Origin of the sequence: Alteromonas sp. KS69, assembly GCF_003989595.1 — a bacterium.
GTDB classification, from domain to species: domain Bacteria; phylum Pseudomonadota; class Gammaproteobacteria; order Enterobacterales; family Alteromonadaceae; genus Alteromonas; species Alteromonas naphthalenivorans.
This window is the reverse complement of the sequence record NZ_PYHU01000007.1, coordinates 16,981-33,452: the sequence shown is the minus strand read 5'-3', so window position 1 is coordinate 33,452 and position 16,472 is coordinate 16,981. Positions and strand designations below refer to the sequence as shown.

Annotated in this window: 9 protein-coding genes; 3 read left to right on the top strand and 6 right to left on the bottom strand. The window is 44.4% G+C overall.

Going from position 1 to position 16,472, the window contains the following annotated elements:
- Window positions 1–21: 21 nt before the first annotated feature.
- From hrpA to C7Y69_RS06360, 4 genes are all read right to left on the bottom strand, one after another.
- Window positions 22–3,975 (bottom strand): ATP-dependent RNA helicase HrpA, encoded by a 3,954-nt coding sequence (gene hrpA, locus C7Y69_RS06375; RefSeq protein ID WP_126872251.1) that lies wholly within the window; start codon window positions 3,973–3,975, stop codon window positions 22–24.
- Window positions 3,976–4,314: 339 nt separating this feature from the next.
- Window positions 4,315–5,634 carry a Na+/H+ antiporter NhaC family protein gene (locus C7Y69_RS06370; RefSeq protein ID WP_126872250.1) on the bottom strand — a complete coding sequence of 440 codons (1,320 nt, stop codon included), beginning with the start codon at window positions 5,632–5,634 and terminating at the stop codon, window positions 4,315–4,317.
- A gap of 234 nt (window positions 5,635–5,868) precedes the next feature.
- Window positions 5,869–7,005 carry a helix-turn-helix domain-containing protein gene (locus tag C7Y69_RS06365; protein WP_126872163.1) on the bottom strand — a complete coding sequence of 379 codons (1,137 nt, stop codon included), beginning with the start codon at window positions 7,003–7,005 and terminating at the stop codon, window positions 5,869–5,871.
- Window positions 7,005–7,943 (bottom strand): GGDEF domain-containing protein, encoded by a 939-nt coding sequence (locus tag C7Y69_RS06360; protein WP_126872162.1) that lies wholly within the window; start codon window positions 7,941–7,943, stop codon window positions 7,005–7,007. The genes C7Y69_RS06365 and C7Y69_RS06360 overlap by 1 nt, the downstream gene beginning before the upstream one ends.
- A gap of 385 nt (window positions 7,944–8,328) precedes the next feature.
- On the opposite strand from C7Y69_RS06360, the gene C7Y69_RS06355 reads away from it, so the two are divergent.
- The 3 genes from C7Y69_RS06355 to C7Y69_RS06345 all read left to right on the top strand — a co-directional run bounded on the left by C7Y69_RS06355 (window position 8,329) and on the right by C7Y69_RS06345 (window position 14,415).
- Window positions 8,329–11,034 carry a TonB-dependent receptor gene (locus C7Y69_RS06355; RefSeq protein ID WP_126872161.1) on the top strand — a complete coding sequence of 902 codons (2,706 nt, stop codon included), beginning with the start codon at window positions 8,329–8,331 and terminating at the stop codon, window positions 11,032–11,034.
- A 131-nt stretch (window positions 11,035–11,165) separates the two neighbouring features.
- Window positions 11,166–12,152, top strand: a complete 987-nt coding sequence (locus C7Y69_RS06350) for a metallophosphoesterase (protein ID WP_409513419.1) — start codon at window positions 11,166–11,168, stop codon at window positions 12,150–12,152.
- Entirely contained in the window at window positions 12,145–14,415 is a 2,271-nt protein-coding gene (locus C7Y69_RS06345; RefSeq protein ID WP_126872159.1) for a phytase, read from the top strand. Before C7Y69_RS06350 ends, C7Y69_RS06345 begins: the two co-directional genes overlap by 8 nt.
- Before the next feature lie 175 nt (window positions 14,416–14,590).
- Here C7Y69_RS06345 and C7Y69_RS06340 read toward each other — a convergent pair whose 3' ends face one another.
- Both C7Y69_RS06340 and C7Y69_RS06335 read right to left on the bottom strand, forming a co-directional pair.
- Window positions 14,591–15,010 carry a CBS domain-containing protein gene (locus C7Y69_RS06340; RefSeq protein ID WP_013784507.1) on the bottom strand — a complete coding sequence of 140 codons (420 nt, stop codon included), beginning with the start codon at window positions 15,008–15,010 and terminating at the stop codon, window positions 14,591–14,593.
- 252 nt (window positions 15,011–15,262) lie between these two features.
- Window positions 15,263–16,435, bottom strand: a complete 1,173-nt coding sequence (locus C7Y69_RS06335; protein ID WP_126872158.1) for a response regulator — start codon at window positions 16,433–16,435, stop codon at window positions 15,263–15,265.
- Between the last annotated feature and the right edge of the window lie 37 nt (window positions 16,436–16,472).

The following is a 16,472-nucleotide window of genomic DNA, read 5'->3' as shown; positions in this document are numbered from 1 at the left end:
ACAAGCCGCTTAATTTCCCAGCTAGAAGTCGGCTAAAAACAGTGAGATACGCTTTGCCGATATGGGGTAAGCCGTACCTAATGCTTGGGCAAATAAAGACACCCTTAATTCTTCAATCATCCACCGTGTATCTAATAATGCCTCTGGTACTTTGCCTTTAGGGTATTTACCACACGCTTTTTCCCATTCACTTAGGGCTTTTTCAACGGTGAGTTGATGCATTCTGTCTTTATTCGGATCAATCGGTAGTTTTTCTAAACGACGAGACAAGCCTTTTATATATCGGTTCCAATCGTTAAGTCGTGCTTCACCTATATCCGATACAAACCCTGGGAATACCAAACTAGAAAGATGCCCTTTGCAATCGCCCAATGCGTTTATCATGTTAAGGGGCACATTGCCTTTCATTTGCTTTTGGCATTGATGTGCGAGGGTTAAGCCCTGCTCTACCTGCTTGGCTATTTCTAATACTTTGTCGTTTATTTCAGCGCGCACTATATCTACGCAGGCATCGAAATCCGCTTTGCTACGAATATCTGTGTTGTGCTTTTCACAATATTCGCCCACCAGCGCATCTATACCGGCAAAAATACAATCATCAATAAGCGCTTTAATTTGCCCAAACGGATTAAAGTAAAGACCCAACTTCGCTTTATTGGGTAACTTACTTTGCAAGTAATTTAGCGGGGACGGCATGGCGTTTTTAATCAACACGTTCACACCTTTTCGGTGCATTGATTGCGCTTTTTCTGGCTCGCCTATAAGCGCGATATCTACCTTGTCGCCCTTTTCTACTAAAGCGGGGAAAGCTTGTACTTCAAAGCCACCCATTTTTTGCGCAAAAGTAGTAGGCAGTGTGTCGAAATCCCAACTTTCAATACCACTACGCTCAAGCTCAGGCGTAGCCGCCTTTTCAAAGGTTTCTTTTACTTGCCCCGCACATTGCTGTTTAAGAGCGTGTAAATCGTCTGAGCGCGCAATGGTTTCGCCTTTATCGTTTACTACCGTAAAGTGCATAATCAGGTGTCTATCTAGCTGCGACAGATTCCATTCATCTTCTTCTACGGTAATACCTGTCATTTTACGAAGCTTGGCGGTAACCGCCTCTACAAGGCTTATGGGGCGGCCATTTTTATCCGTCTCGCTAATATCTGCAATGCAGGCATCCGCAAAGTTAGGCGCAGGCACAAAGTTGCGGCGTAAGCGCTTTGGCAAGGTTCTGATCATCGACACTATGCGTTCATGTCGTAGCCCTGCCACTTGCCAATCAAAGCCAATATTTTCCACTTGGTTGAGTACCGGCAAAGGAATAATCACGCTAACACCATCGTCATCCGCATTCGGCTCAAAATGATAACGAAGCCCCATGGTGATGTTGCCCTGTCGCCACGCATCTGGAAAGGCGTTTTCTATGGCTTGGCCTGGCTGCTGGCGATACACGTCATCCTCGGTAAAGGTAAGCACTTCACTTATCTTTTCGGTACCAGACTTTTCGCCGCCCGCTTGCTTAACTAACGCTTCTTGGTTTTTATACCATTTCTTAAACGCGGCTTCGTTGTTCGCTTCTACCGGAATACGCGAGGCATAAAAACGGACTAATTCGTCGTCATCAACCAAAAGATCTCGGCGTCGGGTCTTTTGTTCAAACTCATCGGCTTGTTCTAATAAAGCTTGGTTCTCTTTCAAGAAACCAAAATTCAGCCGCGTATTACCTTCAACTAAGCCTTCCCGAATAAAGAGTTCGTGACATACCGGCGGGTCAATTAGGCTATACACTTTGGCTCGTTTCATTACTATAGGTAAACCAAACAAGGTTACTTTTTCAAACGCGATAACTGCACCGCGTTTTTTCGACCAATGGGGCTCAGAATAACTATGCTGACTAACATGCCCAGCTAAAGACTCTATCCACGCGGGGTCTATTTTTGCCACCATTCGGGCGAATAGCTTAGAGGTTTCAACGAGTTCAGCCGCCATTACCCATTTAGGTTGCGATTTAGAAAGCCCAGAGCCTGGAAAAATCATAAAGCGGGTGTTGCGCGAACCTAAGTATTCTCTGTCTTTATCTTTAAAGCCAATATGCGACAGTAACCCACTGGCAATGGCTTCGTGAATAGCTTGATAATCTGGCTCGTTTTTCACAATGCCAAAGCCCAGTTCGGCCACCGACTTTTTAAGTTGGCTAACAATATCTTGCCATTCGCGCATACGCAGATAATTAATAAATTGGCTCTTACACCACTTACGAAGATGGTTCTGGCTTAATTCATTTTGCTGCGCTTTAAACGCGTCCCACAGGTTATACAAACTAATAAAGTCTGAATCTTTATCGGTATATTCGCTGTGCTTTTCATCCGCCTGTTGACGTTTATCTTGTGGGCGCTCACGAGGGTCTTGAATAGATAGCCCCGCGGCAATTACCATGACTTCCATTAACGCATTGGTACGCTGCGCTTCAACCACCATACGGGCGTAGCGCGGATCGATAGGTAAACGGGCAATCTGTCTGCCCATTTTGGTAAGCTGCATACGGCCTTTTTGTTTCACGATGGCCTGAATTTCTTCTAGCAACCTAAAGCCGTCGTTGATGTTGCGGTTATCGGGTGGCTGAACAAATGGAAAATCAGCAATATCTCCTAACCCCAACGCAAGCATTTGCAAAATAACTGAGGCCAAATTCGTACGCAGTATTTCTGGGTCGGTAAATTCAGGGCGGCCAAGGTAATCATCTTCACTGTATAAACGAATACAGATACCATCGGAAACACGTCCACATCGCCCTGCCCGCTGATTCGCAGACGCTTGCGATATCGCTTCTATAGGCAACCGCTGTACTTTACTGCGAGCGCTGTAGCGTGAAATACGCGCCACACCTGGGTCGATAACATACTTAATGCCCGGCACAGTTAACGAGGTTTCTGCCACGTTGGTAGACAACACAATGCGCCTACCGGTGTGAGATTGGAAAATACGGTTTTGTTCTGCGGCGGAAAGCCTAGCATACAAAGGTACTATTTCAGTATTGCGGTATTGCCTGCGCATGAGCGCATCTTGGGTGTCGCGAATTTCACGCTCCCCACTTAAGAACACTAAAATATCGCCCGGTTTCTCGGTTAATAGCTCATCAACCGCCCCCACAATGGCGTCGGTTTGATCGGTATCGTTCTCATTGTCTTCAGGGCTGTGATAACGAATTTCAACCGGATACGTACGTCCGCTCACTTCAATAATAGGCGCATTATTAAAGTGCTTCGAGAAACGTTCGGGGTCGATGGTAGCCGAGGTAATAATGAGTTTAAGTTCAGGGCGCTTGTCTAATAGCTGCCTTAAATAGCCCAGCAAGAAGTCGATGTTTAAGCTACGTTCGTGGGCTTCATCAATAATAATGGTGTCGTATTGATTCAAGAAACGGTCGTTTTGCATTTCTGCCAGCAACATACCGTCTGTCATCAGTTTTACGTAGCTTCGCTCGCTAACCTGATCGCTAAAACGAATCTTAAAGCCTACCTTTTCACCAAGCGGCGTGTTGAGCTCTTCAGCAATACGAGTTGCCACACTGCGAGCAGCCAATCGACGTGGCTGGGTATGCGCTATCATGCCACTGACACCACGGCCAAGCTCTAAACATATTTTCGGCAACTGGGTTGTCTTACCCGAGCCAGTTTCACCTGCAACAATCACCACTTGGTTGGCCGCAATAGCCGCTTTAATATCGTCTTTTTTATCACTAACCGGCAGTGGCGGATACGTCACTTCTGGCAAATTCTTTAGCCTGAAGGCACGCTTATCTTTTGATGCTTGAATATCGTTAACAAGCTTTTCATATCGATTGGCTATTTTGCTTTGCGGGCTATCTGTAGAAGCATCTGTTTGGTTACTATCCTTTACCTTTTCATCCTTTACCTTTTCACCGCTATTTAGCTGCTTCGTGAACTGCTGAACACGCCGTTTTAATGGGAATTTATCCGCCGACATACAATCATCGAGTTGTGCATAAAGCGATTTAATTTGAAAAGCGACAGGTGACGAAGGCGCGTTAGGTGAAGACAATTTACCATCCTACTTTTTAATACGAACTGGGTGATACGAACTGTACTATTTGTATAATCTGTATAATCTGTACTTGCGGTCTGTACTTACGAATTATAGCTGCGGTGCTTAATAGCAAAACGTGCTGTAAACCAATGTTGTAAAAACAACCTAAGCCGCAACTATACCAACCTATACGGCTAAACAGCGGGGAACGATCCTAGAAGAAGTGGCGCTAAATTTCCACCGTTAATCACGCTAGTTTGTTGCCTAGCTATTTTTGAGTTATCGCGACTTCACCACAGCCGATGCTTCTGTTAACTCATCGTCATTTTTTTGTTCAAAGGTGGGAAAGTTGAACCAGATAGCCAACAAGCCAAACACGAAGATAAGCATGGGGTACCAGCAGTAAGGTGTAATGGCAAGCGGCGATATACCGACTACTGCAGCAGCACTTAATAACTGCGCCCCGTAAGGCACCAGCCCTTGAAAGCTACAAGAAAAAATATCGAGTAATGATGCAGTACGGCGAGGATCTACTCCATACTTTTCATTTAAATCGCTCGCGATAGGGCCAGCAGTGACAATCGCAATGGTATTGTTGGCGGTAGTTATATCTAAAAAGCTGACTAAACCAGCAATACTAAACTCTGCGCCCTTTTTGCTAGTAACACGTTTAGTCAGTCGGTTAATCAGCCAAGTAATTCCACCGTTCGCATGCATTAAGGCCACAATCCCGCCAATGGTAATGGCTATCATGGCTAAGTCTTGCATCCATCCCATGCCTTTTTGAATGCTGTGCATCATGGTAAGCACGGTAAAGCTGCCTTGCAGCAAGCCAACCACGCAAGCACTTGCAATACCCACTGCCAAAACAGTGATAACGTTAAAGCCTGTTAGTGCAAAACCAATAATGAATAAATACGGCAATATGCGCCATACATCGTAATCTTTAGTTTCAATAAGCTCTGAGGTATCTACATCAACAAAGATTAACAGCAGTACCATGGTGGCCAAACAAGCTGGTAAAGCTACCATCAAGTTTGCACGAAATTTGTCTTTAAGCTGTACACCTTGAGTTCGAGTGGCCGCAATAGTGGTGTCTGATACAAATGACAAATTATCACCAAACATAGCGCCGCCTACTACCACGCCAAGGGCAAGCTCAACCGGTAAGCCTAAGCTGTTTGCCAGCCCCGCCCCAATGGGTGAAAGTGCGGTAATGGTCCCCATAGAGGTACCCATAGCAAACGAAATAAAGCAACAAATCAAAAATAGCCCGGGCAATATCATGGCAGTAGGTACAAATTGTAGTGCCATATTTACCGTAGCGTCGCGCGCACCAATATCGATGGTGACCGCGTAGAAGGCGCCAGCAAGAAGAAATATCAGCACCAGTAAAATAATGTTTTTATCGCCGCCGCCTTTGCAGAACGTTTGTACTTTTTCTGAGAAACTTACCTTTTCGCCTTTAGGGTTTAGGCATAGCCCATAACCTGCACTAATAAAAAACGCCACCAAAATAGGCATAGCGGTAATATCGTTAGTAATAAGGCCTGTAGCTACCACCAAAACAACAAATAATAAAATGGGCGTTAAACCCATTGGATTGGGCTTAGGTTGGCTACTTGAAATTGATTGCTGCACAGAAAACTCTACTTCTTTAAATCAGAATGGGCACGGCGTAAGGCCGACGATTATTGTATCTATAAGGCGCTTTACGTCTAAATAACTATAAACAAACGGGTTTAGATTAGCGCGCTTACATTGGTAGACATTTAAACAATAATGTAAAAACGAGTGAAAGGATAAAAGGTTTTGCACCTAATGCAAAGCAAATTAACGGGCGCGCAGCTCACTTGGGGTCAAACCGGTTAATCGTTTTATCGTACGGCGAAAGTTAGGCAGGTCGGAAAAGGCCATTTGCGAGGCGCTTTGTTCGTTGTTTAGCTTTTTAAGCGCCAGCAATACGATGGCTTGTTGCCGCCGTGCTTCTTCGCTTAGCCCGCGGTAAGTGTAGTTATGGTCGCTTAGCTTTCGTTTTAATGTTGCGGTACTGCACCCTAAATTTCTCGCTAAATCCGCTAAGCCTTTTTGAGGCTCTTGTAATGTCTGAATTCTTATATAATCGAGTAAGCTCAAATTTGGTGTGTCTTGAGGTGAAGCCGGGGTTTGCTGATATGCCAAACTACGCTGTGCCTCGCCTTGGATATCACCCTGAACATCACCTTGAATATCGCCTTGAACATTGCCTGCTTTCTCATCGGCAAACGGGAAAGCGGAAGTCATACAAGATTTGGGGAGGGTTATAGACATCAGGGGCGAATGAAAAGCAACCCGAAGTCCTAGGTAAGTTTCGAAATCTTGAACGTTGCGTGGTCTTTCTGAATCTATTGTAAAACTCAAAGGTAAACGGGTGCCAGTCCATTGTTTAACTAGGGCCACCAGCATGGATAAATACAACTCGGCAATAAATGGCCAAAGCTTATGGGCACCTCTTTTTTCACACCCCATAGTGTCTTGTAACACCCAAATATATTTATCTTGCAGCGAAAAGCGCTTAAACGATACCAAGGGAATACTCCCCCACCGTATTGCTGTAAGTGCTTCAATGGCCTGCTCAAGGTTTTGGCTTCGTTTAATATTGGCTATATCTTCACGTAGCCATATCCCACCTAAACTTTTACCTATCAAAAAGCTAACATCATTACCCTTGCACTGCCCTCTTACATTTGAAAATAAGGCTATACATTGTTTGGCACTAATACGCGTGTTTACCGTAAGGCTATCGTCAAAAATGCCCGTACCACGAAGTATTCTGTCTTTACTTGCGCCGCGGGGAATGGCCACGTCCAGCACTGCATTTACAAGGTGATAGGCAGGTATCACTTTGTCTGACTGAGTCACTGGTGCTGGCGAAAGTGTTTGCACAGGCCTTTGAGTTGGCCCTGAAGTCACCACTGAGCTAGCTATCACTATGCAGCGTTCCTGCTGCCATTTTTATTGCTTTGGGCGCTGTTGCTGTCTTCAAGCTGATGCAGCAAATGCTGCAAAGTATCGGTGAGCGATCCTTGTTGAGTAAGTGGCGCAACCACTGCGCGCGCACTGGTATAAATGGCGGCCGTGTCTTCTTTATAGCGAAACGCTACATGGCTAATACTGGCTCTAACTTCTTTTACAATATCTTGGGCTTCGGCTTCATTCACATTAGGCAGCAATAGCGCAAATCTATCGCCGGCATATCGACAAGCTAAATCTTGCTGTCTTAGGTTCATCACCACCAGTTGCGCGACTTCGTGCAAGTAGCGGTCGCCTTCGGCCTGCCCATAGCGCTGATTAAAATAAGAAAATTCATTAATATCAATAATGGCCACGTAGCCATCATTTCCCGATGCTTGCAATGCGGTAACCCGTGATTGCCAGTAATCGCCTCGATACAACTGGGTAATAGGATCTATTTCTTGGTGGTCTCGGTAGTCCCATTCTCGGCGCCGAAGCTGTAAATTGATTGCACGCTGTTCTAAATGCCATAGGTAGAGCGCCGCAGTCATGATAACCATGCCAATAGCGGCGGGTATCGACTCAATCATGCTGAGCCACAACGCGGAATCAGGGTAGCGTAAAAACTCATCAAGTAAGTCGAGTGTCATTGAGAATAGGAAAAACACTAAGCCCACAATTAACAGGCTAGTGACCTTACCTGGCGGCCGACTGGCCAATACGGCAACAATCCATCCTAGAGTCAGCAGTACTACACTGCCCTCACCCACGATGTCTAGGCCAGATATAATGGCGAGGGGCTTGGCGTTGCCAAAGGTCAGGCTCAAAGAGCTCGCCAGTGCAACCGTAGCAAAAGTAAAGAATAGCCAGCCTTTGTGATGACTGAACTGTGTGGCATTTCGTAAGGTAAACATGATGTCGCACTCTTATGGGTAGCAAACTGTACTTTTCCCGCGATTACCAAGCAATCGGGAACAAGCAGTAAAACAAGACTCAGGAAATATCCCATTTTTATCCTGATTGTCGAGGGTCAGTTTGGCTCATCAATGTGACAAATTAGTGGCAACGCACCTTTGAAATTAAAAAAAGTATCAAAATACCTAAACTTATTAGCATGTTACTAGCAGGTCAATTTAGCTCATCTTTCTTCCATTCTGATCATATTCGCCATTTCTGCCGGTGTTGATAGCGTTCTCGTCATGTAATTGTCATATCCACTTTTTACCGTATTCGGCATCGAACATGGCTCATACACATTAATCATCAAACTACTTTGCACACATTGCTCACGGATTAAGAATGAAAATTAAAACCCGCTATTCTACATTACGCATTGCCTGTATTGCCGCCCTTGGCCTTTCACTGTCTAATCAAGCCTTAGCCGCTAATGGCGCAATTACCGGCACGCTCAACGACGCCGCAGAAGCGCGAGTGTACGTAGGCGCTAAAGTGAAACTTGTAGAGCTGAACTTAACCACAGAATCTCTACGTGACGGTAGCTTTCGCTTCTCGGGTGTACCTGCGGGTACCTACACCTTAGAAGTTTCTTATTTAGGTGAAGAAACGGTCACGCAGAAAGTCACAGTGAGCGACGATGCCACGGTACGCCCTACAATTGAGCTGGGTGAAGGTGACGAACTTGAAGAGTTACTCGTACTAGGTCAACGTAGTAGCCAAGCTAGCGCGATTAACCAACAGCGTGTATCTAACCGTATATCTAATGTGGTATCTGCCGATGCCATTGGGCAATTCCCCGACCAAAATGCCGCAGAATCATTGCAACGTTTACCAGGCTTGTCGATAGAGCGCGACCAAGGCGAAGGCCGTTTTGTGGGTATTCGCGGTATCGATCCAAATTTAAACAACGTGACCATTAACGGCTTAAACATTCCTTCACCAGAATCTGGTGTACGTTCGGTGGCACTAGATGTTATCCCTTCAGAGCTAATTCAAACCCTTGAAGTGTCGAAGTCGGTTACCCCTGATATGGACGGCGACGCCATTGGCGGCTCTGTTGAAGTAACCAGTGTTAGTGCGTTCGACAAACAACAAGATACGGCGAGCATTACCGTACAAGGTAGCCAAAATGACTTACGTGACGAAGTCAGTCCTAAAGTGTCTGGCACCATTACAAAGAAAATAACGCCTGATTGGGGTATTGCTGCTGCCCTTTCATACTTTGACCGTGACTTCGGCTCTGACAACGTTGAAAGTAATGGCGATGATGAGGTAGAACAACGCCAGTACACCATTACTCGCGAACGTTTGGGTGGAGCAGTAAATCTTGATTACCGTCCAAACTTTAACAACCAGTATTATCTTCGCACTCTGTACAGTGAGTTTTCAGACGAAGAATATCGCTTAAGTAATACCTTCACCCTAGACGGTGAAGATTCGGAAATTGAGCGTGGCAGCAAAGACAGAAAAGAAACCCAAAGCATCTTCACCGTGGCCCTTGGCGGTGAACATCAGTTACAAACATGGAAAGCAGATTGGCAACTTGGTTATGCCAAGTCTGATGAAGATGAGCCAGACGCGCTCTACTATAATTTTGTAACTGAAAACGACAGTATTGATGCGAATCTGGCCACTATTCGGCCTGCCATCACTCAAAATGCGGATGCATTGGATTTATCAACGTACGAGCTTGATGAAATTTCGTTTGAAGATAACTATACCAAAGATACTGAAACCAGTTTCAAACTCGATTTGGCCCGCCCTGTAAACTTTGGCAGCTATTTGGGTGAATTAAAATTAGGCACAAAATATCGTAGCCGCGAAAAAGATCGCGACAGCAGCATATTCATTTACGATGGCGATTTTGACGGTATTAATCCTGCTGATTTCGGTGATGACTCACCAGAATATTCACTAGGCGATTTTGGTCCGGGCTTGTCTCGTTCTGGTATGCGTGATTATTTCAACACTAATCGTGCTGCACTAGAATTGGCTGAACTTGATTCAGAGATTGAATCTAATGGTGCTACTTATGTCAATGAAGAAGATATCTTTGCTGCTTACATTATGAGTAGTGTTGATATTGATAAGCTACATATCGTGGCTGGTGTACGCTACGAGCGCACTGATTTCAGTACCTCAGGCATGCGTGTTGAACTTATTGAAAATGAAGAAACGGATGTTGAAGACGTGGTTAACACGGTATGGGAAGCCGAGCGAGATTACGATCACTGGTTACCCAGCATCAACGCACGCTACGCGTTTTCAGATAAACTTCAACTTCGCGCTGCGTATACGCAAACCATTTCACGCCCTAAGTTTGAAGATGTCGCTGCGTTTCAAATTATCGAAAGCAAAACTGAAGAAGATGACGGCGTTTTTGTTACCGAGCGAGAAGCAGAAGTGGGCAACCCAGAGCTTCAACCTTACGAAGCACAAAACTTTGATTTATCTATAGAGTACTACCCAGGTGATATTGGCGTACTGTCAGCCGGTTATTTCTACAAAGATATTGACAACTTTGTGGTGTATGCCGATGTTGCAGGCACCGAAGGTTGGGAAGACTACGATGAAGCCATTCAAGCCATTAACGGTGAAAGTGCCAGTTTACACGGGCTAGAATTGTCGTGGGTTAAAGCATTTAACAACGGCTTTATAATGTCGACCAATGCCACCTTCACCGATTCAGACGCCACCACATTCTTAGACGGTGAAAAGTTTGAAACTCAACTGCCTAACCAGTCAGACACCATTGGAAACCTAACCTTTGGTTACGAAGCCAACGACTTTAGTTTGCGCTTAGCCATGACCTATAAGAGTGAAAACTTTGAGGAAATTGATGGCGACATGCTGCGTTACGAAGATGAACATGCCCAGCTAGATTTCACTGCAAAGTATTTCATTAACGATGATATGCAGGTGTATTTCAACGCAATCAATATCAATAACGAGCCATTTTATAACTACTTCGATTCGCGCACGAATAATGCACAATTTGAAGAATATGGCCGTACGTTCGAGCTAGGTTTTACATGGCAAATGCGCTAATTAAGCGCATTATTTGCCCCATATTTGTAAAACAAGATCTTACGTTTAAAGATACGTTAAACCCTAAACGTCATACACAGGCGTTTAAAAAATGGGCGCGCTACAAGCGCGCCCTTATTAGAGATAAATTCATGCGCGTACTACTGCTTCTTTTTGCCTTATTTTCACTCACGTGCCAAGGGCAAATCACATCACACAATTACTACCAACAACACCACATTAATAATCTTGAAGGTCAAGATAATGCTTTTCACTTTTTAGTGGTGGGCGACTGGGGCCGCAATGGCCATTTTTATCAACGGGATGTCGCTAAATGGATGGACATTGCCAGCTACCAGCTTGATGCTGAATTCATCGCCACTACCGGCGATAATTTTTATGATAACGGGGTGGCGTCGGTTGAAGACCCATACTGGCGTACTTCATTTGAAGACATTTACCATCAGCCCCATTTATTTGTTGATTGGCACCCCGTGCTGGGCAACCATGATTATCGCGGCAATTGGCAAGCCCAAATTGACTACAGTAAAGTGAGTCGACGCTGGGATATGCCCGCGCAGTATTATAGTAAAACGGTAAAATTAGAAGATAATACCACTGCGCTTATTCTATTTATCGACACTAACCCGCTAAACCCAGATTACGCCACTGAAGCGAAATACCAAGAAGCCTATTCTCAAGGCTCAAAAAAGCAATTAGCGTGGATAAACACCATGCTTTCAAACAGCAATGCTAAATGGAACGTTGTGATTGGCCATCACCCTCTGTATTCAAGTGGAAAACGTTATGGCACTACCAGCGCTATTAAAAATGTACTAGAGCCTATACTGCATCAGCACGGCGTAGACGCCTACATTGCTGGCCACGAACATGACTTGCAACATAACCAGTTACCCAATGACTCGCTGGTACATATTGTATCTGGTGGGGGCTCAGAAGTGCGCCCAGTAGGACATTACGACTTTACCCGTTTTGCTGAATCGACGGGAGGCTTTGTGGCGGTAAGTATGACTAATAACGAACTTGGATTTACCTTTATTAACCACAAAGGGGCCGTGATTTATCGCCATAAAGTGCAAAAGCTTAGCGCTGGAACAAAAGGAACTGGCAATGAATAAAGTAAAGAACAGCCTTACAACATTTGCCATAAAAACAACTCAATTCGCTTTTTGCTTGGCCGTTATGACAAGTGCGAATGCAGTTGCATCAAGCGTAGCCGACCTAACGCTAACAAAAACTGGTTCTAATGTTTCTACTGACTTTGAAACAACATACAAATTAAACGGTAAGACGATAAGCGTAACTATTAGTGAAACCAATGGTTTGACCGTTTCTGATAACAAAAATATGCTCGCGTCGCAAAAAGGCCACTTTGTTAATGCAGGAAATTACTTAGTTTCTGATGAATTAGAGCATACTAACAGCAGCTATATTCAAACCTTAGTATTTGATATTAACAGCCAACAAGTACGTAGCTATAAAATAAGTACTGAAAATACGCCAAACCACACCATTCGCATTATCCAAACATCAGCAACTGAAGTGAAAGACTCGGAAGCTTTGTGTAGTGCTAATATCGACGGCAAATTACAGTTCGTTAATATCGATGCCTTAGGCATGCTCACCCAGTACTTAGCGATACCCGATAAAAGCGATAGCACACTTACCGTTCATAATTTACGAACTCTGGCTATTGGTCCAGGCATAAAAAGTTGTGCGCTTGGGGTTAACTACAACGCTTCTGACATTTACGTTTCTGACTCAAAGTTTAATCGTTCAGCGGCACGTCACGCGGAACTTACCCTCTATTTAGCCGACGAGTACGCGGGTGTATGGGCCATGCCTGCAGATGAAGAAGCAGAGGTCGAGCGCACGCTTACCTTCAACCAGCCTGACACCCCGGTTGAAGGTGTTGCTACGCTTAATGGATTGGAGGCACGTAACTTGTTTTCCTCCAGCTCAGTTACAGACAGCACAGTTACAAACAGCCCTAGTACACAAAGCTCGCTTGCCGCGTGGGTAAGCCCAGAACACAACGGCCTTTGGCTGCACAATACCTGCGCCACAACCTTCTTTGGTTTTGATAAAGACATAGCCCCAGAAGATATCGCGCTGTCGGTAAAAAGCGATACGGTTTTCGCCAACATCTACGATGACAACTCAGGCAGCACCTTCACCACCGACATCACTAACGCCATAAAAGCGCTGTACGCTTGCAAAACAAGCCAAGCATCTCTTAACAAGACACCCACACTTAGCGATACGCTTAACAAGACACCCATAGTAAAAAAAGAAAACCTCACTATAAAGACACCCATCACAAACGATGACGTCCCCACTAACAAGACACCCATGTTTTCTGCTATAGAACTGCAGCCTGTTTATGAAACCGATGTGGTGGAAAATTATGGTGATGCAGCCGATGATCCTGCTATTTGGGTAAACAAAAACAACCCATCTAAAAGTTTGGTGATTGGCACTAACAAAAAAGGCAGCCTAAATACCTACAACTTACAAGGTGAGTTAGTTGCCTCACACAAGGTAGGACGAGTAAACAACGTGGGCGTGGCATACAACTGGGCACCACAATACGATATCGCAGTGGCAAGTAACCGAAGCAGTAACAGCATGTCAGTCTTTTTCATCGATAAGAAAACTGGCGAGCTAACCTTCAACACTAACATCCCTACCCCGCTAACCGATATTTATGGACTGTGTGCATTTTCAAACAATAATCACACCCAAGTATTAGTAAATAGTACTGATGGCCGGTACTTGCACTATCAGTTGAATACCTTAGAAGATGCTTCACGCGTTTCTGCCACCCTAATTCACGACTTTGAATTGCCGTCTCAGCCGGAAGGTTGCGTTGTAGACACCGATACACAAATTGCCTACTTGGGAGAAGAAGGTGCAGGCATATGGGCGTTGGATGTTTCTGAAGCCGAAACAATGCCTTCATCAACCCTTAGCAAAACGTTTAACAAGACACCCATGCTTATTGTTCCTATAAAATCCCCGGTTACCGCTGACATCGAAGGTTTATCGTTATTCGATGTAGACGGTGTACGCTATTTAGTTGCTTCTAGCCAAGGCAATAATCAGTACGCTGTTTATGAAAGCAAGGCACCTTATAGTTTGGTGGGTATGATTAGCATTGGTGCAAATTATGATAAAGGCATTGATGGGGTGTCGGAAACCGATGGTCTTGAAACCTCCAACGTCAATCTAGGCGGCCCCTTTAATGGTGGGCTATTGGTGGTACAAGATGGAAGAAATGTGATGCCTAGCCAACGGCAAAACTTTAAGTTTGTAGCTGGGGACGACTTAGCTGATGCTATTCGCACTCACGTAAGCACACACATAAGCAACTCACTCTAGGTAATTAACTGCTCTCAATCATTTTTCATAGCCGTTTTTATAGCCATATTCCATAATCAGGCGCCGATGAGCTGCTTGAGATAAACGATATGAGAACAATATGTTACTCAAAAAAAGGGTAAGCTGAATGGCTTACCCTTTATACTTTTGGAATGCTTTTACAAAACGACCAATGCTAGCTAGCGCGCTGATAGCCCGATCGAAGTTGTACGTCTATTGCTCGAAGCACTGCCGTTCGGTTAATACTTCCAACCAATACCCCATCGTCATCAACCACAGGGTAAACGCGAGGCTTATTTTTAATCAGTAATTGTGCAAGTTCTATTACCGACAGATATGGTTTAATAACCACAACCGGCGCTTTCATTATTTCTGCCACTCGGCAAATCTGTTCTCGGTAGTAACTCGACGCTATCATTTGAGCAATACAATCTTGCTCAGACAAAAAACCAATTACTTTACCTTTAATGTCAATTACTGGGCCTCCACTTTGCCCACAAGCCAATAAAGCCTCTACGGCTTCGGCCACCGTCATATCCCCATTTAATTTCACGGGGTGAGTATTCATATAATCACTGACTAGCAACGATTCCATATTTCTCTCCCGGCCGCGGCGTCTTTTATATTTTTATACAGCCTGAAGACGAGACGGCACTGCTTGTTATAGTAATGATGTAACGCAATGTTATCTTTTTGTAATCAAATTATTTCTGTTACGCTTTAAGCCTAGTAGACTATGCTTATGACAGCTACTTTTTCTATTCGAATTTACTCACTAAAACATTATTTTAAGCGGCTTTTTAAACCAAATTGCGCACTTACCATAAATGTCACATAGCATACTAGCCTAGGCTGGTTTTAACTCCTTTAAAAATACGGCTATCTCATTAATGGCTTCTGGCAATGCATTGTCTATTTCTAGCAATTGTTCATGCTTGGCCAGTCGCTCAATATCACTAAAACGACTTTGCACACGCACTGCGCCAATATCCCCCGCCATACCTTTAATGGTATGAGACACTAGTTTGACTTTAGAGGCATCTTTGTCGTTTACAGCAGCTTTAATTTCATCACATTTTCTAGGCACACTTTCAATAAACATTTCACATATCTTATCGAATAGAACTTGGTTATTCGCTAACCGCATCAAGGCCCGTGATTTTTCCCAAATAGGCGTATCGCTTCCCTCTGACGAAGAAGGTGTGGTAAATGAGATAGATGCTACAGGTGTTGTGGGCAATGCATGTGATGAGGGAGATAAAGGTGATGAAGGCTCAACAAAGCCAGATGTCGATGCCAAAGACGGTCTTTCATCTGCCATTTCATTGTGTACTACGCGAGTTTCGTCCATGACCGATTTACCTAGAAATTGGGGGCTGTAGGCAGACTGGATCCAATTAATAATTTTAGGCTCTACCATGCTTGCCACTATAGGCTTGGTAACGTAGTCGCTCATGCCGGCTGCAATGCACTTTTCCTTTTCCCCTAACATTGCATTTGCTGTCATAGCAATGATGGGCACTTGCTGATGCACTTGCCCTGCGCGGCCATCTCGGATAGCGCTAGTACAAGCATACCCGTCCATTACAGGCATTTGGCAATCCATCAAAATACAGTGAAGATAATGCCCTTCTTTTTCGCATTCCCTTACAATATCTAGCGCCTGTTCACCGTTGTTAGCAATTTTCACCGACACAGGCAAATTATCGAGAACTCCTCTGGCGACCTCTATGTTAATTGCGTTGTCATCCACTATTAATACATGAGCCCCCGCTATGCTCTCTTTTTCCATATCAGTTGCACTGGATTCGACTTGCTGTGCAGGTGGACTATCTACAAACTCAGAAGAAGTACTATCAACGACCTTTAAGAGCTCAGATTTCAATAAGGGCTTTGTTAAAATAGCCGGCGTAAAGTTGGCATAATACGTGGTTTGTTTTCCAATACTTTGCAACATGCAGATATGAGGAATAGATATTTTTTTTAGCAAGTTGTCCCAATTTTCGTCTACGACCGACAAGATAGGATTGTTGTAATCAGTAACAATTACATCAATG

Bases quoted from the DNA above. Each gene is read 5' to 3' on its own strand.
- hrpA (WP_126872251.1), bottom strand. From the start codon at position 3,975: ATGTCGGCGGATAAATTCCCATTAAAACGGCGTGTTCAGCAGTTCACG.
- C7Y69_RS06370 (WP_126872250.1), bottom strand. From the start codon at position 5,634: ATGGGTTTAACGCCCATTTTATTATTTGTTGTTTTGGTGGTAGCTACA.
- C7Y69_RS06360 (WP_126872162.1), bottom strand. From the start codon at position 7,943: ATGTTTACCTTACGAAATGCCACACAGTTCAGTCATCACAAAGGCTGG.
- C7Y69_RS06355 (WP_126872161.1), top strand. From the start codon at position 8,329: ATGAAAATTAAAACCCGCTATTCTACATTACGCATTGCCTGTATTGCC.
- C7Y69_RS06350 (WP_409513419.1), top strand. From the start codon at position 11,166: ATGCGCGTACTACTGCTTCTTTTTGCCTTATTTTCACTCACGTGCCAA.
- C7Y69_RS06345 (WP_126872159.1), top strand. From the start codon at position 12,145: ATGAATAAAGTAAAGAACAGCCTTACAACATTTGCCATAAAAACAACT.
- C7Y69_RS06340 (WP_013784507.1), bottom strand. From the start codon at position 15,010: ATGGAATCGTTGCTAGTCAGTGATTATATGAATACTCACCCCGTGAAA.